The 19628-nt window shown below is 68.0% G+C and carries 31 protein-coding genes; all 31 read right to left on the bottom strand.

Annotated features, from left to right (window positions below):
• Positions 1 to 64 precede the first annotated feature (64 nt).
• On the bottom strand, positions 65 to 1429 hold the full coding sequence (glmM, locus tag ACFRAR_RS20985) for a phosphoglucosamine mutase (protein WP_380699616.1): 1365 nt from the start codon (positions 1427 to 1429) through the stop codon (positions 65 to 67).
• A 165-nt stretch (positions 1430 to 1594) separates the two neighbouring features.
• Complete coding sequence (gene rpsI, locus ACFRAR_RS20980; protein WP_380699615.1) at positions 1595 to 2095, bottom strand: 30S ribosomal protein S9; 501 nt, start codon at positions 2093 to 2095, stop codon at positions 1595 to 1597.
• A gap of 45 nt (positions 2096 to 2140) precedes the next feature.
• Positions 2141 to 2584, bottom strand: coding sequence for a 50S ribosomal protein L13 (gene rplM / locus ACFRAR_RS20975; RefSeq protein ID WP_030055846.1), 444 nt, complete (start codon positions 2582 to 2584; stop codon positions 2141 to 2143).
• A gap of 232 nt (positions 2585 to 2816) precedes the next feature.
• Positions 2817 to 4475 (bottom strand): ABC-F family ATP-binding cassette domain-containing protein, encoded by a 1659-nt coding sequence (locus ACFRAR_RS20970; protein WP_380699614.1) that lies wholly within the window; start codon positions 4473 to 4475, stop codon positions 2817 to 2819.
• A 41-nt stretch (positions 4476 to 4516) separates the two neighbouring features.
• Positions 4517 to 5428 (bottom strand): tRNA pseudouridine(38-40) synthase TruA, encoded by a 912-nt coding sequence (gene truA, locus ACFRAR_RS20965; RefSeq protein WP_380699613.1) that lies wholly within the window; start codon positions 5426 to 5428, stop codon positions 4517 to 4519.
• Between the two features lie 82 nt (positions 5429 to 5510).
• A complete protein-coding gene (gene rplQ / locus ACFRAR_RS20960) occupies positions 5511 to 5978 on the bottom strand; it encodes a 50S ribosomal protein L17 (protein WP_380699612.1) in 468 nt (155 codons plus the stop codon).
• 127 nt (positions 5979 to 6105) lie between these two features.
• Positions 6106 to 7128: a DNA-directed RNA polymerase subunit alpha gene (locus tag ACFRAR_RS20955; protein ID WP_049649049.1), complete on the bottom strand. Its 1023-nt coding sequence runs from the start codon at positions 7126 to 7128 to the stop codon at positions 6106 to 6108.
• 145 nt (positions 7129 to 7273) lie between these two features.
• A complete protein-coding gene (rpsK, locus tag ACFRAR_RS20950) occupies positions 7274 to 7681 on the bottom strand; it encodes a 30S ribosomal protein S11 (RefSeq protein ID WP_014136257.1) in 408 nt (135 codons plus the stop codon).
• A gap of 72 nt (positions 7682 to 7753) precedes the next feature.
• Complete coding sequence (rpsM, locus tag ACFRAR_RS20945; protein ID WP_380699611.1) at positions 7754 to 8134, bottom strand: 30S ribosomal protein S13; 381 nt, start codon at positions 8132 to 8134, stop codon at positions 7754 to 7756.
• A gap of 176 nt (positions 8135 to 8310) precedes the next feature.
• A complete protein-coding gene (gene rpmJ / locus ACFRAR_RS20940; protein ID WP_003956441.1) occupies positions 8311 to 8424 on the bottom strand; it encodes a 50S ribosomal protein L36 in 114 nt (37 codons plus the stop codon).
• Positions 8425 to 8457: 33 nt separating this feature from the next.
• Positions 8458 to 8679 (bottom strand): translation initiation factor IF-1, encoded by a 222-nt coding sequence (gene infA, locus ACFRAR_RS20935; RefSeq protein WP_003956442.1) that lies wholly within the window; start codon positions 8677 to 8679, stop codon positions 8458 to 8460.
• Between the two features lie 194 nt (positions 8680 to 8873).
• Positions 8874 to 9299, bottom strand: a complete 426-nt coding sequence (gene mscL, locus ACFRAR_RS20930) for a large conductance mechanosensitive channel protein MscL (protein ID WP_380699610.1) — start codon at positions 9297 to 9299, stop codon at positions 8874 to 8876.
• A gap of 131 nt (positions 9300 to 9430) precedes the next feature.
• On the bottom strand, positions 9431 to 10270 hold the full coding sequence (gene map, locus ACFRAR_RS20925; RefSeq protein WP_380699609.1) for a type I methionyl aminopeptidase: 840 nt from the start codon (positions 10268 to 10270) through the stop codon (positions 9431 to 9433).
• 119 nt (positions 10271 to 10389) lie between these two features.
• Positions 10390 to 11043 carry an adenylate kinase gene (locus ACFRAR_RS20920; RefSeq protein ID WP_380699608.1) on the bottom strand — a complete coding sequence of 218 codons (654 nt, stop codon included), beginning with the start codon at positions 11041 to 11043 and terminating at the stop codon, positions 10390 to 10392.
• Positions 11043 to 12353, bottom strand: coding sequence for a preprotein translocase subunit SecY (gene secY, locus ACFRAR_RS20915; protein ID WP_380699607.1), 1311 nt, complete (start codon positions 12351 to 12353; stop codon positions 11043 to 11045). The genes ACFRAR_RS20920 and secY overlap by 1 nt, the downstream gene beginning before the upstream one ends.
• Before the next feature lie 331 nt (positions 12354 to 12684).
• Positions 12685 to 13137, bottom strand: a complete 453-nt coding sequence (gene rplO / locus ACFRAR_RS20910; RefSeq protein ID WP_030280790.1) for a 50S ribosomal protein L15 — start codon at positions 13135 to 13137, stop codon at positions 12685 to 12687.
• Positions 13138 to 13139: 2 nt separating this feature from the next.
• A complete protein-coding gene (gene rpmD / locus ACFRAR_RS20905) occupies positions 13140 to 13322 on the bottom strand; it encodes a 50S ribosomal protein L30 (RefSeq protein WP_030055835.1) in 183 nt (60 codons plus the stop codon).
• Positions 13322 to 13942 carry a 30S ribosomal protein S5 gene (rpsE, locus tag ACFRAR_RS20900; protein WP_030393306.1) on the bottom strand — a complete coding sequence of 207 codons (621 nt, stop codon included), beginning with the start codon at positions 13940 to 13942 and terminating at the stop codon, positions 13322 to 13324. Before rpsE ends, rpmD begins: the two co-directional genes overlap by 1 nt.
• Positions 13943 to 13990: 48 nt before the next feature.
• Positions 13991 to 14374, bottom strand: coding sequence for a 50S ribosomal protein L18 (gene rplR, locus ACFRAR_RS20895; protein ID WP_030280785.1), 384 nt, complete (start codon positions 14372 to 14374; stop codon positions 13991 to 13993).
• A gap of 3 nt (positions 14375 to 14377) precedes the next feature.
• Entirely contained in the window at positions 14378 to 14917 is a 540-nt protein-coding gene (gene rplF / locus ACFRAR_RS20890; protein ID WP_097237490.1) for a 50S ribosomal protein L6, read from the bottom strand.
• Between the two features lie 22 nt (positions 14918 to 14939).
• Positions 14940 to 15347, bottom strand: coding sequence for a 30S ribosomal protein S8 (gene rpsH / locus ACFRAR_RS20885; protein WP_033824224.1), 408 nt, complete (start codon positions 15345 to 15347; stop codon positions 14940 to 14942).
• 284 nt (positions 15348 to 15631) lie between these two features.
• Entirely contained in the window at positions 15632 to 15817 is a 186-nt protein-coding gene (locus ACFRAR_RS20880; RefSeq protein ID WP_030055830.1) for a type Z 30S ribosomal protein S14, read from the bottom strand.
• Positions 15818 to 15821: 4 nt separating this feature from the next.
• Complete coding sequence (rplE, locus tag ACFRAR_RS20875) at positions 15822 to 16391, bottom strand: 50S ribosomal protein L5 (RefSeq protein WP_030393302.1); 570 nt, start codon at positions 16389 to 16391, stop codon at positions 15822 to 15824.
• Entirely contained in the window at positions 16391 to 16702 is a 312-nt protein-coding gene (gene rplX / locus ACFRAR_RS20870; RefSeq protein WP_030055828.1) for a 50S ribosomal protein L24, read from the bottom strand. Before rplX ends, rplE begins: the two co-directional genes overlap by 1 nt.
• 15 nt (positions 16703 to 16717) lie before the next feature.
• On the bottom strand, positions 16718 to 17089 hold the full coding sequence (rplN, locus tag ACFRAR_RS20865; protein ID WP_030393301.1) for a 50S ribosomal protein L14: 372 nt from the start codon (positions 17087 to 17089) through the stop codon (positions 16718 to 16720).
• A gap of 102 nt (positions 17090 to 17191) precedes the next feature.
• A complete protein-coding gene (rpsQ, locus tag ACFRAR_RS20860; RefSeq protein ID WP_030055826.1) occupies positions 17192 to 17464 on the bottom strand; it encodes a 30S ribosomal protein S17 in 273 nt (90 codons plus the stop codon).
• Positions 17464 to 17688, bottom strand: a complete 225-nt coding sequence (gene rpmC / locus ACFRAR_RS20855) for a 50S ribosomal protein L29 (RefSeq protein ID WP_049649042.1) — start codon at positions 17686 to 17688, stop codon at positions 17464 to 17466. The genes rpsQ and rpmC overlap by 1 nt, the downstream gene beginning before the upstream one ends.
• On the bottom strand, positions 17688 to 18107 hold the full coding sequence (gene rplP, locus ACFRAR_RS20850) for a 50S ribosomal protein L16 (protein WP_030055824.1): 420 nt from the start codon (positions 18105 to 18107) through the stop codon (positions 17688 to 17690). The genes rpmC and rplP overlap by 1 nt, the downstream gene beginning before the upstream one ends.
• Before the next feature lie 5 nt (positions 18108 to 18112).
• Positions 18113 to 18937: a 30S ribosomal protein S3 gene (rpsC, locus tag ACFRAR_RS20845; RefSeq protein WP_380699606.1), complete on the bottom strand. Its 825-nt coding sequence runs from the start codon at positions 18935 to 18937 to the stop codon at positions 18113 to 18115.
• On the bottom strand, positions 18937 to 19284 hold the full coding sequence (gene rplV / locus ACFRAR_RS20840) for a 50S ribosomal protein L22 (protein ID WP_030055822.1): 348 nt from the start codon (positions 19282 to 19284) through the stop codon (positions 18937 to 18939). The genes rpsC and rplV overlap by 1 nt, the downstream gene beginning before the upstream one ends.
• Before the next feature lie 57 nt (positions 19285 to 19341).
• Positions 19342 to 19623 (bottom strand): 30S ribosomal protein S19, encoded by a 282-nt coding sequence (rpsS, locus tag ACFRAR_RS20835; protein ID WP_030055821.1) that lies wholly within the window; start codon positions 19621 to 19623, stop codon positions 19342 to 19344.
• Positions 19624 to 19628 lie beyond the last annotated feature (5 nt).

Genomic DNA, 19628 nt, shown 5'->3' with positions numbered 1-19628 from the left:
CCGCCCTGACCGCACGCCGGAGGGCCCCCGCCGCACCGGCGGGGGCCCTCCGGCACGTCCGGGCTCAGCCCAGGTGGGTGCGCACCGCCTCGGCCAGCCGCTGCGCGACCGTCTCGGCCTGCGCCGGGTCGGCGGCCTCGACCATCACCCGGACCAGCGGCTCGGTGCCCGAGGGGCGCAGCAGCACCCGGCCGGTGGAGCCCAGCTCGGCCTCGGCCGCGGCGACGGCGGCGGCCAGCTCGGTGCTGGTCCGCACCCGGGACTTGTCGACGCCCTTGACGTTGATCAGCACCTGCGGCAGCCGGGTCATCACGGTGGCCAGGTCGGCCAGCGGCTGCTTGGTGGCGGCCAGCCGGGCGCCCAGCATCAGGCCGGTCAGGGTGCCGTCACCGGTGGTGGCGTGGTCCAGCAGGATGACGTGGCCGGACTGCTCGCCGCCCAGCGCGAAGCCCTGCTCCTTCATCGCCTCCAGCACGTAGCGGTCGCCGACGGCGGTCTCCACCAGCTCGATGCCCTCGCGCTCCATCGCCAGCTTGAAGCCGAGGTTGGACATCACGGTGGCCACCGCGGTGTTGCGGCGCAGCGTGCCGGCCTCCTTCATGGCGACCGCGAGGATGGCGATGATCTGGTCGCCGTCCACCTCGTCGCCCTCGGCGTCGGCCGCCAGGCAGCGGTCGGCGTCGCCGTCCAGGGCGATGCCGAGGTCGGCCCGGTGCTCCTTCATCGCGACCCGCAGCCGGTCCAGGTGGGTGGAGCCGACGCCGTCGTTGATGTTGAGGCCGGTGGGCTCGGCCCCCAGGGTGTGGACCACCTCGGCGCCGGCCCGGGCGAAGGCCTCGGGGGCGACGTAGGCGGCCGCGCCGTGGGCGCCGTCGATGACGACCTTGATGCCGTCCAGGCGGTTGGGCAGCACACCGATCAGGTGGGCGACGTACTTGTCGAAGCCCTCGGTGTACTCGCGCACCCGGCCGACGGCCGCGCCGGTCGGACGGTTCCAGTCCTCGTCGCCGACGGTGTGCTTGCGGTAGTGGGCCTCGATCTCGTCCTCGATCCGGTCGTCCAGCTTGTGGCCGCCGCGGGCGAGGAACTTGATGCCGTTGTCCGGCATGGCGTTGTGGCTGGCGGACAGCATCACGCCGAAGTCGGCGCCGAGCGCGCCGGTGAGGTAGGCCACCGCCGGGGTGGGCAGCACGCCGACGCGCAGGACGTCGACACCGGCACTCGCCAGACCGGCGATGACGGCGGCCTCCAGGAACTCGCCCGAGGCGCGCGGGTCCCGGCCCACCACCGCGACCGGCCGGTGGCCGTCGAAGGCGCCGGCCTCGCCGAGCACATGGGCCGCCGCGACCGACAGGCCGAGCGCCAGCTCCGCCGTCAGGCCCTCGTTGGCCACCCCGCGCACGCCGTCCGTACCGAAGAGTCGTCCCACTGTCCCGTCCTCCATCACCACTGCTCGGAACCCAACCGATGATCCCGGCCGCCGCACAGTAGCCGGGGAACACGTCGCCCCGGAGTACGCGAGGTACTCCGGGGCGACGGTTTCGCGCAACCAGGGGGTGCGCCGCCAGGGCGGACCGCACCCCCGGGGGAGCGATTAGCGCTTGCTGTACTGCGGCGCCTTGCGGGCCTTCTTCAGACCGGCCTTCTTGCGCTCGACGGCGCGGGCGTCACGGGTCAGGAAGCCGGCCTTCTTGAGGGCGCCGCGGTTGTTGTCCACGTCGGCCTCGTTCAGGGCACGGGCGACGCCGAGGCGCAGCGCGTAGGCCTGACCGGAGACGCCGCCACCGCTGATGCGGGCGACGACGTCGTAACGGCCGTCCAGCTCCAGAAGCTTGAAGGGCTCGTTCACGGTCTGCTGGTGCACCTTGTTGGGGAAGTAGCCCTCAAGGGTGCGGCCGTTGATCTTCCACTGGCCGGTGCCGGGGACGATGCGCACGCGGGCGATCGCCTCCTTGCGGCGGCCAAGGCCGGCGCCCGGGACGGCCTCGCCGAAGCGGCCGGCCAGGGACTCGGAGGTGTAGCTCTCCTCGGAGGTGTACTCGGCCTCGACGGTCTCGTCGAAGTCGACCTCAAGGGTTTCAGTGGTCTCGGCCACGGTGTTCCTCAGCTCTTTTCAGTGTTGGGGGGCTTGGTGGCCGAATTACTGCGCGACCTGGGTGATCTCGAACGGCACCGGCTGCTGGGCAGCGTGCGGGTGCTGGTCGCCCGAGTAGACCTTCAGCTTCGAGAGCATCTGGCGGCCCAGGCTGTTCTTGGGGATCATGCCCTTGATGGCCTTCTCGACGGCCTTCTCCGGGTTGTTCGCCAGCAGGTCGTCGTAGCGCACCGAGCGCAGACCACCCGGGAAGCCCGAGTGGCGGTAGGCCAGCTTCTGGGTCTTCTTGTTACCGGACAGGTGCACCTTGTCGGCGTTGATGATGATGACGAAGTCACCAGTGTCAACGTGCGGCGCGTAGATCGCCTTGTGCTTGCCCCGGAGGAGGTTGGCGGCCTGGGAGGCCAGGCGGCCGAGCACGACGTCGGTCGCGTCGATGACGTGCCACTGACGCTGGACGTCGCCGGGCTTGGGGCTGTACGTACGCACGGTCGTAGCCTTCGCTTTTCAGTGAGTGAGTCCTGACAGGAGCACCCGGACGGCAGAGCAGCCTGGCCAACCTTGGACGCAATTCAAGGGGGACCGCTGGTCGACGACCTGATGTCTCCGGCGTACCGACCTCTCACGTGAGATAGAGCGAGCCAATACGCACATCAAGCGTCCAGGTTACCGGCCCGGCCCGAAGGGGTCAAAAAACGCCGGGAGCCCCCCGGGCCGTCACTCAGCGTTCGCGCTCCACCCGGGTCACGTCCCAGACCGGCTCGGAGGCCTCGAACACCCGGCCGTCGGCGCCGAACACCAGGAAGCGGTCGAAGGTCTTGGCGAACCAGCGGTCGTGGGTGACGCACAGCACGGTGCCCTCGAAGGCCTCCAGTCCGGCCTGGAGGGCCTCGGCGCTCTCCAGGTCCAGGTTGTCGGTCGGCTCGTCGAGCAGCAGCGCCGTCACACCGGACAGTTCGAGCTTGAGGATCATCAGCCGGGCCTGCTGCCCGCCGGACAGCGACTCGAACTTCTGCTCCTCCTGGCGGTCCAGCTCGTACCGGCGCAGCGCGCCCATCGCGGCGCCGCGGCTGAGCGCGTGCTCCTCCTCGACGATCGACCGCACGGTGCGGCCGAACAGCTCCGGGTGGGCGTGGGTCTGCCGGAAGTGGCCGGGCACGACCCGCGCGCCGAGCTTCCAGTCCCCGCTGTGGGCGACCGTCCCGTCACCGGCCAGCAGCCGCAGCAGGTGCGACTTGCCGGCGCCGTTGGCGCCCAGCACCGCGACCCGCTCGCCGTAGAAGACCTCCAGGTCGAAGGGCTGCATCAGGCCGCTGAGCTCCAGCCGCTCCATGGTGAAGGCGCGCACCCCGGTGCGACCGCCCTTGAGCCGCATGGTGATGGTCTGCTCGCGCGGCGGCGTCTCCGGCGGGCCGGCGTCCTCGAACTTCTTCAGCCTGGTCTGGGCGGCGGCGTACCGGGAGGCCATCTCATGGCTGACGGCGGCGGCCTGGCGCAGGGTGAGGACCAGCTTCTTGAGCTTGGCGTGCTCCTCGTCCCAGCGGCGGCGCAGCTCCTCGAAGCGCTCGAAGCGGGCCTTGCGGGCCTCGTGGAAGGTGTCGAAGCCGCCGCCGTGCACCCAGACGCTGCTGCCGGTGGCGCCGGTCTCCACGGCGATGATCTTGTCGGCGGTCTTCGAGAGCAGCTCGCGGTCGTGCGAGATGAACAGGACGGTCTTGGAGGTGGCCTTGATCGCCTCCTCCAGCCAGCGCTTGGCCGGGACGTCCAGGTAGTTGTCGGGCTCGTCGAGCAGCAGCACCTCGTCGGGGCCGCGCAGCAGCGCCTCCAGCACCAGCCGCTTCTGCTCGCCGCCGGAGAGGGTGTTCAGGCCGCGCCACTGGGCCTTGTCGAAGGGCATCCCGAGGGCACCCATGGTGCAGACGTCCCAGTCGGTCTCGTAGTCGTAGCCGCCGACGTCGGCCCAGTCGGAGAGCGCCTGGGCGTAGGCCATCTGGGTCTTCTCGTCGTCCTGGGCGATCATCGCCAGCTCGGCGGCGTCCACCGCGCGGGCCGCCTTGGCGATCCGCTCCGGGGCGACCGAGACCAGCAGGTCGCGCACCGAGGCGTCGGCCGGCAGCGCGCCCGGGGTGGCCTGGTGGTCCTCGCGGCCGGTGGTGCCGACGAACTGGCGCATCACGCCGAGCCCGCCGCTGATCGTCACCGAGCCGCCGTGCGGCTGGAGGTCCCCCGCGATCATCCTCAGCAGGGTGGTCTTGCCGGCGCCGTTGGCTCCGACCAGGGCCACCGCGGCGCCCTCGCCGACCCGGAAGGACGCGTCGTCGAACAGCACCCGCCCGTCCGGAAGGTAGTACTCCAGGTGCGAAATCTCGACGTGTCCCATGAGAGGGATTGTCCCAAGCGGACGCGCCGGACCAAAACGGATTACGGGACGGCCGGCTGCCCGGGCAGGGTGCGCATCCGGCGGGCCGCCCGGTTGCGCTCGGCCAGCTGGTCGTCCGGCGGGTAGCCGACCTCCTCCAGCGTGAGCCCGTACGGCCGGATCACGTTGACGGCGGAGTTGCGCACCCCGCCGGCCAGCACCTCGCCGGGGAACTCCACCGGCCGGTGCCCGTCGCCGACCAGCAGCATCGCGCCGACCAGCGCCCGGACCATGTTGTGGCAGAAGGCGTCGGCCCGCACGGTGGCGACCGCGAGCGAGCCCTCCTGGGCGGCGTAGGTGTCCACCGGGACGCGGTCCCAGCGCAGTTCCAGCAGGGTGCGGATGGTGGTCGCGCCTTCGCGCTTCTTGCAGTACGCGGCGAAGTCGTGCTCGCCGAGCAGCAGCTCCGCCGCCGCGTTCATCCTCTCCACGTCCAGCGGCCGGTCGTGCCAGAGCACGTGGCCGCGCAGCAGCGGGTCCACCCCGCCCGGGTGGTCGGCGACCCGGTACGCGTAGCGGCGCCAGACCGCCGAGAAGCGGGCGTCGAACCCGGCCGGCGCCTCGCCGACCCGGTAGATCCGGACGTCCCCGGGCAGCCGGCCGGCCAGCCGGCGCAGCAGCTTCTCCCGGTGCGCCTCCCACAGCTCGGCGGGCAGGTCGACGTGGGCGACCTGGCCGCGGGCGTGCACCCCGGCGTCGGTGCGGCCGGCCACGGTCAGCGGGAACAGCTCGGAGCTGCGGGTGACGATCTGCAGCGCGGTCTCGATCTCCTCCTGGACCGTCCGGCGGCCGCCCTTCTGGCGGGCCCAGCCGGAGAACTCGGCACCCTGGTAGGCGAGGTCGAGCCGGACCCGGACGTACCCGTCGGCCGGACCGTCCTTCACCGGCGGCTGCTCGGCGCAATCGTTGACCACTGCTCTTCACTCCCTGGACATGAGGAACGGGCCCGCTCCCCCACCGAAATGGGAGAGCGGGCCCGCAGCACACCTAAAGGTGTCAGGCCTGCTCGGCGGCCTCGGCCTCGGTGGCCTCGACCTTGGCGTCGGCCTCCTTGACGGCACGCTTGGTGGCGGCCTCGGCCTCGCCGACGGCGGTCTGCGCGACGGTCAGCGCCTCGACCAGCTCGATCACGGCCATCGGGGCGTTGTCGCCACGACGGGGACCGATCTTGGTGATGCGGGTGTAGCCACCCGGGCGGTTCTCGTAGCGCGGCGCGATCTCGGTGAAGAGGGTGTGCAGCACGGCGATGTCGGTGATCGTCTTGCGAACCAGGCGACGGTTGTGGATGTCGCCCTTCTTCGCCTTGGTGATCAGCTTCTCCGCCAGCGGGCGCATCCGACGGGCCTTGGCCTCGGTCGTGGTGATGCGGCCGTACTGGAACAGCTCACGGCACAGGCCGGCGAGCAGCAGCGGCTCGTGGTGCGGGCCACCGCCCAGACGGGCACCCTTGGTGGGACGCGGCATGGAATTACTCCTCGGATCTCCGACTGCGGCCGTACCAGGTACCGCAGCGGGCGTACGAGCACTGTGCCCGCACGACTTTCAGGACGACGGGGGCGGCTCCGTGGAACCGCCCCCGCGGCCAATTCTCTTAGTACTGCTCGGTCTCGGCGAAGTGCGAGTCGTCGAGGTCGTCGGCGCCGAAGGCGTCGGCGGCAGCGGTCGGGTCGAACCCGGGCGGGCTGTCCTTGAGGGCCAGGCCCATGCCGGCCAGCTTCGCCTTGACCTCGTCGATCGACTTCGCACCGAAGTTGCGGATGTCGAGCAGGTCGGCCTCGGAGCGGGCCACGAGCTCACCCACGGTGTGGATGCCCTCGCGCTTGAGGCAGTTGTAGGAGCGGACCGTGAGCTCCAGCTCCTCGATCGGCAGCGCCAGGTCGGCGGCCAGGGCGGCGTCCGTCGGGGACGGGCCCATGTCGATGCCCTCGGCGTCGATGTTCAGCTCGCGGGCGAGACCGAACAGCTCCACCAGGGTCTTGCCGGCCGAGGCCATGGCGTCGCGCGGACGCATGGCGGGCTTGGTCTCGACGTCGACGATCAGCTTGTCGAAGTCGGTCCGCTGCTCGACACGGGTGGCCTCGACCTTGTAGGTGACCTTCAGCACGGGGCTGTAGATCGAGTCGACCGGGATGCGGCCGATCTCCTGGCCGGAGGCCTTGTTCTGGACGGCGGAGACGTAGCCGCGACCGCGCTCGACGGTCAGCTCCATCTCCAGCTTGCCCTTGCCGTTCAGCGTGGCGAGGACCAGCTCGGGGTTGTGCACCTCGACACCCGCCGGCGGGGCGATGTCGGCGGCGGTGACGACACCCGGGCCCTGCTTGCGCAGGTACATCACGACCGGCTCGTCGTGCTCCGAGGAGACGACCAGCTGCTTGATGTTGAGGATGAGGTCGGTCACGTCCTCCTTGACGCCCGGCACGGTGGTGAACTCGTGCAGGACGCCGTCGATGCGGATGCTGGTGACAGCGGCACCCGGGATCGACGACAGGAGCGTGCGGCGCAGGGAGTTGCCGAGGGTGTAGCCGAAGCCCGGCTCCAGCGGCTCGATCACGAACCGCGAGCGGAACTCGTCGACGACCTCTTCGGTCAGCGACGGACGCTGAGCGATAAGCATGGGGGTGAATCCTCCAGTTGTCTTCGGCACCCACTATTTGATGCCGACAGGACCAAGCGTACGGGCTCCCGCGAGCAGCGACTAATCACTACGTGGGAGCCCGTACGAGGTTTACAGCAAGACCCGCGTGCCCGAAGGCGCTGCGTCAGACGCGGCGGCGCTTCGGCGGACGGCAGCCGTTGTGCGGGGTGGGGGTGACGTCCTGGATCGAGCCGACCTCCAGGCCGGTGGCCTGGAGCGAACGGATCGCGGTCTCGCGGCCGGAGCCCGGACCCTTCACGAAGACGTCAACCTTGCGCATGCCGTGCTCCTGCGCGCGACGGGCAGCGGCCTCGGCGGCCATCTGCGCGGCGAACGGGGTGGACTTGCGCGAGCCCTTGAAGCCGACGTGGCCGGCGGAGGCCCAGGAGATCACGTTGCCCGAGGGGTCGGTGATCGAAACGATGGTGTTGTTGAACGTGCTCTTGATGTGCGCGTGGCCGTGAGCGACGTTCTTCTTTTCCTTGCGGCGGATCTTCTTCGCGCCGGCAGCCTGACGACCCTTGGGGGGCATAAGTCTGTTCTCCTACTGAGGTGGTCGGTCCGCTGACCCGCGGGCCGGAGGGATGTCCGGTTACGGGACGGACTACTTCTTGCCCGGCTTCTTCTTACCGGCGATCGCGCGACGCGGGCCCTTGCGGGTACGCGCGTTGGTGTGGGTGCGCTGGCCGCGGACCGGCAGGCCGCGGCGGTGACGCAGACCCTCGTAGCAGCCGATCTCGACCTTGCGGCGGATGTCGGCGGCCACCTCACGGCGGAGGTCACCCTCGACCGTGTAGTTGGCGTCGATGTACTGACCCAGCTTGACGAGGTCGTCCTCGGAGATGTCGCGGACGCGGACGTCCGGGCTCACACCGGTCTCGGCCAGGGTCTGCTGGGCGCGGGTACGGCCGATGCCGTACACGTAGGTGAGGGCGATCTCGATCCGCTTCTCACGGGGGAGATCAACGCCGGCGAGGCGTGCCATTCAAGGCTCCTGTGGTTCTTCAGAGGTCTTGCGTGCTACCTACTCCTTCGCCTCTCGACGAGGGAGCCCCGGCCTCTTACCGGGGGCGGCAGTCCGTCCGGGAAGGGACGGATCGGGTAGCCCGCTTATGACGTTTTCGCGTCGCGCGAAGTACTACGAGAAATGCTGGGGAGCGATCAGCCCTGGCGCTGCTTGTGGCGCAGGTTGTCGCAGATCACCATGACCCGACCGTGACGGCGGATCACCTTGCACTTGTCGCAGATCTTCTTGACGCTCGGCTTGACCTTCATGCTTCAGGTTCTCCGGGTCTAGATCTGACGTTCTTACTTGTAGCGGTAGACGATCCGGCCGCGCGTGAGGTCGTAGGGGCTGAGCTCCACGACGACCCGGTCGTCCGGCAGGATGCGGATGTAGTGCATGCGCATCTTGCCACTGATGTGCGCGAGGACCTTGTGACCGTTCTGCAGCTCGACCTTGAACATCGCGTTCGGAAGAGACTCGATCACGGTGCCCTCGATCTCAATGGCGCCTTGCTTCTTAGCCATGAACTGCGAGATCCACCTTCCGGGACCGGCTACCGTATGCGGAACGCTCGTGCGAACCTGGGTTCACCCCGTCCCCGAGGGGAGGAGGGCGTGCTGAAGCACGCTACGAGTGAGCCGACGGTCCATCCTACGCCAGCGTGTGCCGCGGTCCAAAACCGGGGCCCCGGAAGGCGGCGACCGTCACACCGGTGGCCTCAGGCCCCGGCGGAGGCCGTCAGCGGGTCGACGTGGGCGGTGCAGGCCGAGCAGCGGCGGGCGGCCAGCGGGATCTCGGTCAGGCACTCCGGGCAGGGGCGCTTCGGGGCCTTCGGCTTCGCCGGCATGTAGCGCGCGGTCGCCTTGGTGATCGGCAGCACCACGCAGAAGTACAGCACCGCGGCGGTCATCAGGAAGGCGATCAGCACGTTGAGGAACTGGCCGTAGGGGAAGGTGACCCCGGCGACCGTCGCCTTGTACGAGCTGAAGTCGCCGGCCGCGCCGACCACGACACCCACCAGCGGGGTGAGGAAGGCGGACACGAAGCCGGTCACCACCGCGGTGAACGCGGCACCGATGACCACACCGACCGCCATGTCGACGACGTTGCCGCGCATCATGAAGTCGCGGAATCCCTTGAGCACGTGCTGTCTCCTGCTCGCTCGTGGGCCACTGCTGGCCCTGCCAGCGCATAAAAATAGGACAAAAGCCCTGGAGGTCCAAACCTCCAGGGCTCTGATCCCTTGTCAGCAGCGGCCCGCGGACGCCGTCGCGACTACGCGAGGGGGTCCGGAGCTGCGGTGATGCCCAGCTTGGCCAGTTCCGCCTTGCCGCCGTCGAAGGCGGTCAGCACCAGCGGGCCCTGCTCGGTGACGGCCACCGAGTGCTCCCAGTGCGAGGCCCAGGTGCCGTCGTTGGTGACGACCGTCCAGTCGTCCTCCAGCACGGTGGTGTGCGGGGTGCCGAGCGAGACCATCGGCTCGATCGCCAGCACCGTGCCGGGGACGAGCTTCGGGCCCTTGCCGCGGCCGCGCTCGACGTAGTTCAGCACGTGCGGCTCCATGTGCATCGCGGTGCCGATGCCGTGGCCGCCGTAGCCCTCGGTGATGCCCCACTTGCCCTTCGGCGGCAGTGCCTGGCGGCGGATGTAGCCCTCGATCGCCTTGGAGACGTCCACCAGGCGGTTGTTCTTCTTCATCTGGGCGATGCCGGCCCACATCGAGCCCTCGGTGACCCGGCTCAGCATCTCGACCTCCGGGCGGACCTCGCCGACCGCCACGGTGATCGCCGAGTCGCCGTGCCAGCCGTCCAGGATGGCGCCGCAGTCGATCGAGATGACGTCGCCCTCCTGGAGCACCCGGTCGCCGGGGATGCCGTGCACCACCTCGTTGTTCACCGAGGCGCAGATCACGCCCGGGAACCAGAGCCCGCCGTGGTGGGCGCGGAAGTTCGAGGTGGCGCCGTGGTCGGTGATGACCTTGTCCGCGACGTCGTTGAGCTCCTGGGTGGTCACCCCGGGGGCGACCGCCTCGCGACAGGCCTTGAGCGCCTCGGCGACGACCAGTCCGGCCGCTCGCATCTTCGCGATCTGCTCGGGGGTCTTGATCTCCACCATCTGGTCACGCCTTCCAAGTCCGGATTACCACTGCTTACCACCGTACGACGCCGAAACGGCCGGGCCACCCGCACTGGGCGGGCGACCCGGCCGTACCGTTCGTACGTTCGCCGAGAGACTCAGCTGTCCTGCTTCAGCGCCTCGATCGAGCGGGCGGTGACCTCGTCCACCTTGCCGAGGGCCGAGATGGTCGCCACCAGGCCCTGCTGGACGTAGTACTCGACGATCGGCTCGGTCTCCGTGTGGTAGACCTCCAGACGCGTGCGGACCTTGTCCTCGGTGTCGTCCGAACGCTGGTACAGCTCGCCGCCGCACTCGTCGCAGACGCCGTCGACCTTCGGCGGGTTGTAGTCCACGTGGAAGACGTGGCCCCCGTCGTTGCGGCACAGGCGGCGGCCGGCGATCCGGCGGACGACCTCGTCCTCGGGGACCTCCAGGTCCAGCACGCCGTCCAGCTTGATGCCCTGCTCGGCGAGGAACTCGTCCAGCGCCTTGGCCTGCCCCAGGTTGCGGGGGAAGCCGTCGAGCAGGAAGCCGTTGGCGGCGTCCTCCTGGAGCATCCGGTCCTTGGCCATCCCGATGGTGACCTCGTCCGGCACCAGGTGTCCCGCGTCCATGTAGCTCTTCGCCTCGAGCCCCAGCGGGGTGCCCTGGCTGATGTTGGCACGGAACAGGTCGCCGGTGGAGATGTGGGGGATGGACAGGGTCTTGGCGAGCAGGTGCGCCTGAGTACCCTTCCCGGCCCCGGGAGGACCAACGAGGACGATACGCATCAGCGGAGGAACCCTTCGTAATTGCGCTGCTGGAGCTGGCTCTCGATCTGCTTCACAGTTTCGAGTCCGACGCCGACGACGATGAGCACGCTGGTGCCGCCGAACGGGAAGTTGGTCTGCTGTCCGAAGGCGACCAGGGCGATCATCGGGATCAACGCGATCAGGCCCAGGTAGAGCGAACCCGGCCACGTGATTCGGGTCAGCACGTAGTTCAGGTACTCGGCCGTCGGTCGGCCGGCCCGGATGCCCGGGATGAACCCACCATACTTCTTCATGTTGTCGGCAACTTCTTCGGGGTTGAAGGAGATGGCGACGTAGAAGAAGGCGAAGAAGACGATCAGCAGGAAGTACGTGGCCATGTAGATCGGGTGGTCACCCTTGACGAAGTTCGTCCGGATCCACGTGGCCCAGCCCGCCTGGCTGTTGGTCAGCTGGACCACCAGGGCCGGGATGTACAGCAGCGACGAGGCGAAGATGACCGGGATGACACCGGCCTGGTTCACCTTGAGCGGGATGTAGGTCGAGGTGCCGCCGAAGGCCCGGCGGCCGATCATCCGCTTCGCGTACTGCACCGGGATCCGGCGCTGCGCCTGCTCCACGAAGATGACCAGCATCACGACGATGACGCCGACCGCGATCACGGAGAGGAACTCGACCCAGCCGCCACCGATGGTGCCGGTGGTCTTGATGTTCCACATGCTGGAGGGGAACTGCGCCGCGATCGAGGTGAAGATCAGCAGCGACATGCCGTTGCCGATGCCGCGGTCGGTGACCAGCTCGCCCAGCCACATGATGACCGTGGTGCCGGCGGTCATGGTGAGCACCATGACGGCGATCCGGAACACGCTGGTGTCCGGGACGATCTGGTTGGCCAGCGGGCAGCCGGAGAAGAGCGCGCCGCTGGAGGCCGTCGCCACGATGCCGGTGCCCTGGAGCACCGCGAGCGCGATGGTCAGGTACCGGGTGTACTGGGTGATCTTCGCCTGGCCGGCCTGTCCCTCCTTCTTCAGCATCTCCAGTCGCGGGATCACGACGGTGAGGAGCTGGAGGATGATGCTCGCCGTGATGTACGGCATGATGCCGAGGGCGAAGATCGTCAGCTGGAGGAGCGCGCCCCCGCTGAACAGGTTGACGAGTCCGAAGAGGCCGCTGTTCTTCGTGTCCTTCACACACTCGTTCACGGCCGTGAAACTCACGCCGGGAATGGGAATGTGCGAGCCCAGCCGGAACAGCACCATGATGCCCAGCGTGAACAGCAGCTTCTTGCGCAGGTCGGGCGTCTGGAACGCCCGCGCGAACGCACTGAGCACGGTGCCTCCTGCGCCTCCCGCGCGTCGTCGGCGGGAGGGTCGGTCCTGAATGGGGAGTTTGCGGTTCGGATTCCCGTACAGACGGCACAGGCGAGCCTACGCGCAGCCTACAAGGGAACCCCACGGACTCTAACAGTGCGCAGCCACTCGGAAGAAGCGCGTACCGCCCCTCCCCCACTCACGGGGTACGGGATGCCCGGTTTTGCCACACAAAAGAACGAGCGCCGACACGGCCGGAGCCACGCCCCGAAAAGGAAGAGGACCCGGGAAACGGAACGAGCCCCGCACCTCCCGGAGGAGGTGCGGGGCTCGTAAGCCGGAGTCAGCGGGCTCAGACGAGCTCGGTGACCGTACCGCCGGCGGCCTTGATCTTCTCGGCGGCCGAACCGGAGACGGCGTCGACCGTCACCTGGAGGGCGACCGAGACCTCGCCGGTGCCGAGCACCTTGACGAGGGAGTTCTTGCGAACCGCGCCCTTGGCGACCAGGTCCTCGACCGTGACCTCGCCACCCTGCGGGTAGAGCTCGGCCAGCTTGTCCAGGTTCACGACCTGGAACGTGATCTTGAACGGGTTCTTGAAGCCCTTCAGCTTCGGCAGACGCATGTGGAGCGGCATCTGGCCACCCTCGAAGCGCTGCGGAACCTGGTAGCGGGCCTTGGTGCCCTTGGTACCACGACCAGCGGTCTTACCCTTGGAGCCCTCGCCACGACCCACGCGGATCTTGTCGGTCTTGGCACCCGGGGCGGGCCGCAGGTTGTGGATCTTGATCGGGTTGTCGCCCATGATCAGTCCACCTCCTCAACCGTCACCAGGTGACGGACCGTGTGGGCCATCCCGCGGATCTCGGGACGGTCCTCCTTCACCACGACGTCGTGCATGCGCTTGAGACCAAGCGAACGCAGGGTGTCACGGTGGTTCTGCTTGCTGCCGATGTACGACTTGGTCTGCGTGATCTTCAGGCGAGCCATCAGGCGCTCACCCCTGCAGCACGCGCCCGCAGCAGAGCGGCGGGGGCCACGTCCTCCAGCGGCAGGCCACGACGGGCGGCGATCTCCTCGGGGCGCACGAGGCCCTTCAGAGCGGCCACCGTGGCGTGCACGATGTTGATCGCGTTGTCCGAGCCGAGCGACTTCGACAGGATGTCGTGAATGCCGGCGCACTCCAGGACGGCGCGCACCGGACCACCGGCGATAACACCGGTACCGGGGGCGGCGGGCTTCAGCAGCACGACGCCGGCGGCCTTCTCACCCTGGATCGGGTGCGGGATGGTGCCCTGGATGCGGGGGACCTTGAAGAAGTTCTTCTTGGCCTCCTCAACACCCTTGGCGATGGCGGCCGGAACCTCCTTCGCCTTCCCGTAACCGACACCCACGGTGCCGTCACCGTCGCCCACCACGACCAGCGCGGTGAAGCTGAAACGACGACCACCCTTGACAACCTTGGCGACACGGTTGATCGCGACAACGCGCTCGACGTAAGCGGTCTTCTCGACGGCGGGGGCGTTGCCCCGGTCGTCACGCTTACGGTCGCGCCGCTCGCCACCGGTGCCGCCGCCGGCGCCGCTACCGCGGCGCTGGGGTCCAGCCATTGGAATTACCTCTCTCGATTACGTCCGCCGACAGAGTCGACGAGCGGCTTAGAAGTCGAGCCCGGCCTCGCGGGCCGCGTCCGCCAGGGCGGCGATGCGGCCGGCGTACCGGTTGCCCGCGCGGTCGAAGACGACCGACTCGATGCCGGCGGCCTTGGCGCGCTCGGCGACCAGGCTCCCGACCTTCTTGGCCAGCTCGGTCTTGTCGCCCTCGGCGCCCTTGATGGACACGTCGAGGGTGGACGCCGACGCCAGGGTGTGACCCTTGGCGTCGTCGATGACCTGGGCGACCATGTGACGGTTCGAGCGCGTCACGACGAGACGCGGACGCACCTCGGTGCCGACGACGCGCTTGCGAACGCGGATCGCGCGGCGCTTGCGAGCGGCGCTCTTGTAGGCGTTGCCCTTGCCGATCTTGACAGAGACACTCATCGCTTACTTACCACTCTTTCCGACCTTGCGGCGGATGACCTCGCCCGCGTACTTGACACCCTTGGCCTTGTACGGGTCCGGCTTGCGCAGCTTGCGGATCTTCGCGGCGACCTCGCCGACCTTCTGCTTGTCGATGCCGTCCACGTGGAACTTGGTGGCCGACTCGACGACGAAGGAGATGCCCTCGGGCGCCTCGACGAGGATCGGGTGGCTGTAGCCCAGCTGGAACTCCATGTCGGAGCCCTTCGCCAGAACTCGGTAGCCGACACCGCTGATCTCCAGCGACTTGCGGTAGCCCGCGGTCACGCCGGTGATCATGTTCGCCACCAGCGTGCGGGAAAGGCCGTGCAGGGCCTTCGACAGACGCTCGTCGTTGGGGCGGGTGACGAGCAGCGTGCCGTCCTCGCCCTTACCGATCTCGATCGGCGCGGCGACAACGTGGGTGAGGGTGCCCTTCGGGCCCTTCACCGAGACCGCCTGGCCATCGATGGTGACGTCCACGCCAGCGGGGACCTGGATGGGCAGCCGTCCAATGCGCGACATTGCTGTACCTCCGTTTCCCGAATTACCAGACGTAGGCGAGAACTTCTCCGCCTACGCCCTTCTTGGCGGCCTGCTTGTCGGTCAGGAGGCCGGAGGACGTGGAGATGATCGCCACGCCCAGGCCGCCGAGAACCTTCGGCAGGTTGGTGGACTTTGCGTAAACGCGCAGACCCGGCTTGCTGATGCGCTTGATGCCGGCGATGGAGCGCTCACGGTTGGGGCCGAACTTGAGCTCGATGGTCAGCTTCTTGCCGACCTCGCCCTCGACGGGCTCCTCAACCTTGTAGGAGGAGATGTACCCCTCCTGCTGCAGGATCTCGGCGACGTGCGCCTTGATCTTGCTGGCCGGCATCGCCACGGTGTCGTGGTACGCCGAGTTCGCGTTACGCAGACGCGTGAGCATGTCTGCGATGGGGTCGGTCATGGTCATGATGGCCTCAGGCCTCTCTCGCCGCGGTTTCTCCGCGCCAGGTCCCCCTGCCGCACTCTTCCGAGTTCGTCAGGGGCACAAGCGCAGGGGACCTGCGACGTCGTAAGACTGGGTGCGAGCCCTCCGTAGAGGACCACGGACATCCATGGGGACGCCGCGGCAGGGGGCCCGACCCCACTACCTTACGGGAATCCGTACGGTAGGCCCAAAACGGGCCGGTGTGGGATCGGGCACCTCTGCTTCGCTGTGTGCCTAAAGTGCCTGGTTCCCCTGGGGAAAGAGGACTACCAGGAGCTCTTGGTCACGCCCGGCAGCTCGCCGCGGTGCGCCATCTCACGAAGGCAGACACGGCACAGGCCGAACTTGCGGTACACCGAGTGCGGACGGCCGCAGCGCTGGCACCGGGTGTAGGCCCGGACGCCGAACTTCGGCTTGCGCTCGGACTTCGCGATGAGGGACTTCTTCGCCATTGGCTCACGCCTCCTTGAACGGGAAGCCCAGAGCGCGCAGGAGCGCCCGGCCCTCGTCGTCGGTCTGAGCGGTGGTCACGACGGTGATGTCCATACCGCGCTGACGGTCGACCTTGTCCTGGTCGATCTCGTGGAACATAACCTGCTCGGTCAGACCGAAGGTGTAGTTGCCACGGCCGTCGAACTGCTTCGGGGAGAGGCCACGGAAGTCACGGATACGCGGCAGGGCCAGCGACACCAGACGGTCCAGGAACTCCCACATGCGGTCACCGCGGAGGGTGACGTGCGTGCCGATCGGCTGGCCCTCGCGCAGCTTGAACTGCGCGATGGACTTGCGGGCCTTGGTCACGGCCGGCTTCTGACCGGTGATCGCGGTCAGGTCGCGGATCGCGCCCTCGATCAGCTTGCTGTCACGAGCGGCCTCGCCGACACCCATGTTGACGACGACCTTGACCAGGCCGGGCGTCAGCATGACGTTCTCGTACGAGAACTGCTCCTGCAGCTGACCCTTGATCTCGGAGTTGTAACGCTCCTTGAGACGGGGGGTCACCTTCTCAACAGTCGTCTCAGACATCAGATGTCCTCACCGGTTCGCTTGGCAACGCGGATCTTGTTGCCCTCGTCATCGAAGCGGTAGCCAACGCGGGTGACGACCTTCTTGCCGTCCTTCTCCACGACCAGCTGGACGTTGGAGACGTGCACCGGCGCCTCGACGGTGACGATGCCACCCTGAGTGCCCGGGCCCGGCTTGGTGTGCTTCTTGACCCGGTTCACACCCTCGACGAGGACCTTGTTCTCGGCGGGCATGGCCTGGATGACCTTGCCCTGCTTGCCGCGGTCCTTGCCGGTGATGACCTGAACCAGGTCACCCTTCTTGATCTTCATGCTGTTCGCCATGGGTTAGAGCACCTCCGGCGCAAGCGAGATGATCTTCATGAACTTCTTGTCGCGCAGCTCGCGGCCCACCGGGCCGAAGATGCGGGTACCACGGGGGTCACCATCGGTGTTCTTCAGAACGACCGCGGCGTTCTCGTCGAACCGGATGTACGAACCGTCGGGACGACGGCGCGACTTCACGGTACGGACGACGACGCACTTGACGACGTCACCCTTCTTCACCGAACCGCCGGGGATCGCGTCCTTGACGGTGGCGACGATGACGTCCCCGATACCGGCGTAGCGGCGACCGGAACCACCGAGAACGCGGATGCAAAGGATTTCCTTCGCGCCCGTGTTGTCGGCGACACGCAGTCGCGACTCCTGCTGGATCACAGCTTTCTCCTGATCGTCAACGAGAGCTGACGGGCCGGCCGCTGCTCACACCAGCGCCCGCAAGGGGCCTGATGCACATACGGCCGTACCGCATCAACTTCGTTACTTGGCCTTCTCGAGGATCTCGACGACGCGCCAGCGCTTCGTCGCGGACAGCGGGCGGGTCTCCGCGAGGAGGACCCGGTCGCCGATGCCGCAGGCGTTCGCCTCGTCGTGCGCCTTCAGCTTGTTCGTACGGCGGATGACCTTGCCGTACAGAGCGTGCTTGACGCGGTCCTCGACGGCGACGACGACGGTCTTGTCCATCTTGTCGCTGACGACGAGACCCTCACGGGTCTTGCGGAAACCGCGCGTCTCGTTGGTGTTCTCAGTCATCAGGCGCTCTCCACCGTCTCGATGCCCAGCTCGCGCTCGCGCATCAGGGTGTAGATCCGCGCGATGTCCTTACGGACGAGCTTGAGCCGTCCGTGGTTGTCGAGCTGCCCGGTCGCCGCCTGGAAGCGGAGGTTGAACAGCTCCTCCTTGGCCTCACGGAGCTTGGCAACGAGACCCTCGTTGTCCAGCTCGCGGAGGTCAGCAGCCTTGGTGCCGGCCGACATCAGCTCTCACCTGCCTCGCGCCGGATGATCCGGCACTTCATCGGGAGCTTGTGAGCTGCGCGGGTCAGCGCCTCACGAGCCACCTTCTCGTTGGGGTACGACAGCTCGAACATGACCCGACCCGGGTGCACGTTCGCGATCCACCACTCGGGCGAACCCTTACCGGAACCCATGCGGGTCTCGGCCGGCTTCTTGGTGAGCGGACGGTCCGGGTAGATGTTGATCCAGACCTTGCCGCCACGCTTGATGTGACGGGTGACGGCGATACGAGCGGACTCGATCTGCCGGTTCGTCACGTAGGCCGGGGTGACGGCCTGGATGCCGTACTCGCCGAAGGCGAGCTCGGTGCCACCCTTGGCAGCGCCACGACGCTTGGGGTGGTGCTGCTTGCGGTGCTTGACCCGACGGGGGATCAGCATGGGAGTCAGGCCTCCGTTCCGGTGTTCTCGGCAGCCGGAGCCTCGGCGGCCGGGGCCGCGGGGGCCTCGGCAGCGGCGGGACGACGGCCACGGCCACCGCGCTCGCCACCACGGCGGTCGCCACCGCGGGCGGGACGACCACCCTCGGGACGGGCCGGGCGGTTGCCCGAGCGGGCAGCGGCGTTCTCAGCGCGGACCTCGGCGATGTTCTTGACGTCGCCCTTGTAGATCCAGACCTTCACGCCGATGCGGCCGAAGGTGGTCTTGGCCTCGAAGAAGCCGTAGTCGACGTTCGCACGCAGGGTGTGCAGCGGCACACGACCCTCGCGGTAGAACTCCGAACGGCTCATCTCGGCGCCGCCGAGACGACCGGAGCACTGGACCTTGATGCCCTTGGCGCCGGACTTCATGGTGCCCTGCATCGACTTGCGCATGGCACGGCGGAAGGAGACGCGGGAGGACAGCTGCTCCGCGACGCCCTGAGCCACGAGCTGGGCGTCCAGCTCGGGGTTCTTGACCTCGAGGATGTTCAGCTGGACCTGCTTGCCGGTCAGCTTCTCCAGGTTGCCCCGGATCTTGTCGGCCTCCGCGCCGCGGCGGCCGATCACGATGCCCGGACGCGCGGTGTGGATGTCCACGCGGACGCGGTCACGGGTGCGCTCGATCTCGACCTTGGAGATGCCGGCGCGCTCCATGCCCTTCGTCATGAGACGTCGGATGGCGACGTCTTCCTTGACGTAGTCCTTGTACAGCTTGTCGGCGTACCAGCGGGACTTGAAGTCCGTGCTGATGCCGAGGCGGAACCCGTGCGGGTTAACCTTCTGGCCCATTACCGGGTCCCTTCCTTGCTGCTGACGACCACGGTGATGTGGCTGGTCCGCTTGCGGATCCGGTAGGCGCGGCCCTGGGCACGCGGACGGAACCGCTTCAGGGTCGGACCCTCGTCAACGTACGCCTCGCTGATGACGAGGTCGTCCACGTTGGAGTGGTTGTAGTTGTGCGCGGCGTTGGCAATGGCGCTGTCGAGCACCTTGCCGACCGGCACGGTGGCGGCCTGCGGAGCGAAACGCAGGACGGCCTGGGCCTCCGTGGCCGGCAGGCCACGGATGAGGTCCACCACGCGGCGGGCCTTCATGGGCGTGACGCGGATGTACCGCGCCTGGGCCCTGGCTTCCATGGTTGTCCCCTTAATGGAGTAAGTCATTGAGTCGTTCTGGCGGTGAAGCTCAGGCGACTAGCGACGCTTCGACTTGCGGTCGTCCTTGACGTGGCCGCGGAAGGTGCGGGTCGGAGCGAACTCGCCCAGCTTGTGGCCGACCATCGACTCGGTGACGAACACCGGGACGTGCTTGCGACCATCGTGAACCGCGATCGTGTGGCCGAGCATGGCCGGGAAGATCACGGAGCGACGGGACCAGGTCTTGATGACGTTCTGGGTACCCGCCTCGTTCTGCGCGTCCACCTTCTTGAGAAGGTGGCCGTCGATGAAGGGGCCCTTCTTGAGACTGCGCGGCATCTGAC

This window comes from Kitasatospora sp. NPDC056651 (assembly GCF_042792155.1).
Taxonomy (GTDB): Bacteria; Actinomycetota; Actinomycetes; order Streptomycetales; family Streptomycetaceae; genus Kitasatospora.
The sequence above is the reverse complement of the archived record's forward strand: the minus strand, read 5'-3'. Positions and strand labels throughout refer to the sequence as shown.

Bases quoted from the DNA above. Each gene is read 5' to 3' on its own strand.
- rpsC (WP_380699606.1), bottom strand. From the start codon at position 18,937: ATGGGCCAGAAGGTTAACCCGCACGGGTTCCGCCTCGGCATCAGCACG.
- ACFRAR_RS20920 (WP_380699608.1), bottom strand. From the start codon at position 11,043: ATGCGTATCGTCCTCGTTGGTCCTCCCGGGGCCGGGAAGGGTACTCAG.
- infA (WP_003956442.1), bottom strand. From the start codon at position 8,679: ATGGCTAAGAAGCAAGGCGCCATTGAGATCGAGGGCACCGTGATCGAG.
- ACFRAR_RS20955 (WP_049649049.1), bottom strand. From the start codon at position 7,128: ATGCTTATCGCTCAGCGTCCGTCGCTGACCGAAGAGGTCGTCGACGAG.
- rpsE (WP_030393306.1), bottom strand. From the start codon at position 13,942: ATGGCTGGACCCCAGCGCCGCGGTAGCGGCGCCGGCGGCGGCACCGGT.
- rplQ (WP_380699612.1), bottom strand. From the start codon at position 5,978: ATGCCGCGTCCCACCAAGGGTGCCCGTCTGGGCGGTGGCCCGCACCAC.
- rplV (WP_030055822.1), bottom strand. From the start codon at position 19,284: ATGGAAGCCAGGGCCCAGGCGCGGTACATCCGCGTCACGCCCATGAAG.
- rpmC (WP_049649042.1), bottom strand. From the start codon at position 17,688: ATGTCGGCCGGCACCAAGGCTGCTGACCTCCGCGAGCTGGACAACGAG.
- rpmJ (WP_003956441.1), bottom strand. From the start codon at position 8,424: ATGAAGGTCAAGCCGAGCGTCAAGAAGATCTGCGACAAGTGCAAGGTG.
- rplO (WP_030280790.1), bottom strand. From the start codon at position 13,137: ATGGGCGACAACCCGATCAAGATCCACAACCTGCGGCCCGCCCCGGGT.
- rpsM (WP_380699611.1), bottom strand. From the start codon at position 8,134: ATGGCACGCCTCGCCGGCGTTGATCTCCCCCGTGAGAAGCGGATCGAG.
- rpsK (WP_014136257.1), bottom strand. From the start codon at position 7,681: ATGCCCCCCAAGGGTCGTCAGGCTGCCGGCGCGAAGAAGATCCGCCGC.
- rplP (WP_030055824.1), bottom strand. From the start codon at position 18,107: ATGCTGATCCCCCGTCGGGTCAAGCACCGCAAGCAGCACCACCCCAAG.
- rpsS (WP_030055821.1), bottom strand. From the start codon at position 19,623: ATGCCGCGCAGTCTCAAGAAGGGCCCCTTCATCGACGGCCACCTTCTC.
- rpsQ (WP_030055826.1), bottom strand. From the start codon at position 17,464: ATGACTGAGAACACCAACGAGACGCGCGGTTTCCGCAAGACCCGTGAG.
- rplR (WP_030280785.1), bottom strand. From the start codon at position 14,374: ATGAGTGTCTCTGTCAAGATCGGCAAGGGCAACGCCTACAAGAGCGCC.
- rplF (WP_097237490.1), bottom strand. From the start codon at position 14,917: ATGTCGCGCATTGGACGGCTGCCCATCCAGGTCCCCGCTGGCGTGGAC.
- rplE (WP_030393302.1), bottom strand. From the start codon at position 16,391: ATGTCTGAGACGACTGTTGAGAAGGTGACCCCCCGTCTCAAGGAGCGT.
- ACFRAR_RS20970 (WP_380699614.1), bottom strand. From the start codon at position 4,475: ATGGGACACGTCGAGATTTCGCACCTGGAGTACTACCTTCCGGACGGG.
- ACFRAR_RS20880 (WP_030055830.1), bottom strand. From the start codon at position 15,817: ATGGCGAAGAAGTCCCTCATCGCGAAGTCCGAGCGCAAGCCGAAGTTC.
- rpsH (WP_033824224.1), bottom strand. From the start codon at position 15,347: ATGACCATGACCGACCCCATCGCAGACATGCTCACGCGTCTGCGTAAC.
- rplX (WP_030055828.1), bottom strand. From the start codon at position 16,702: ATGAAGATCAAGAAGGGTGACCTGGTTCAGGTCATCACCGGCAAGGAC.
- rpmD (WP_030055835.1), bottom strand. From the start codon at position 13,322: ATGGCTCGCCTGAAGATCACGCAGACCAAGTCGTACATCGGCAGCAAG.
- map (WP_380699609.1), bottom strand. From the start codon at position 10,270: ATGGTGGAGATCAAGACCCCCGAGCAGATCGCGAAGATGCGAGCGGCC.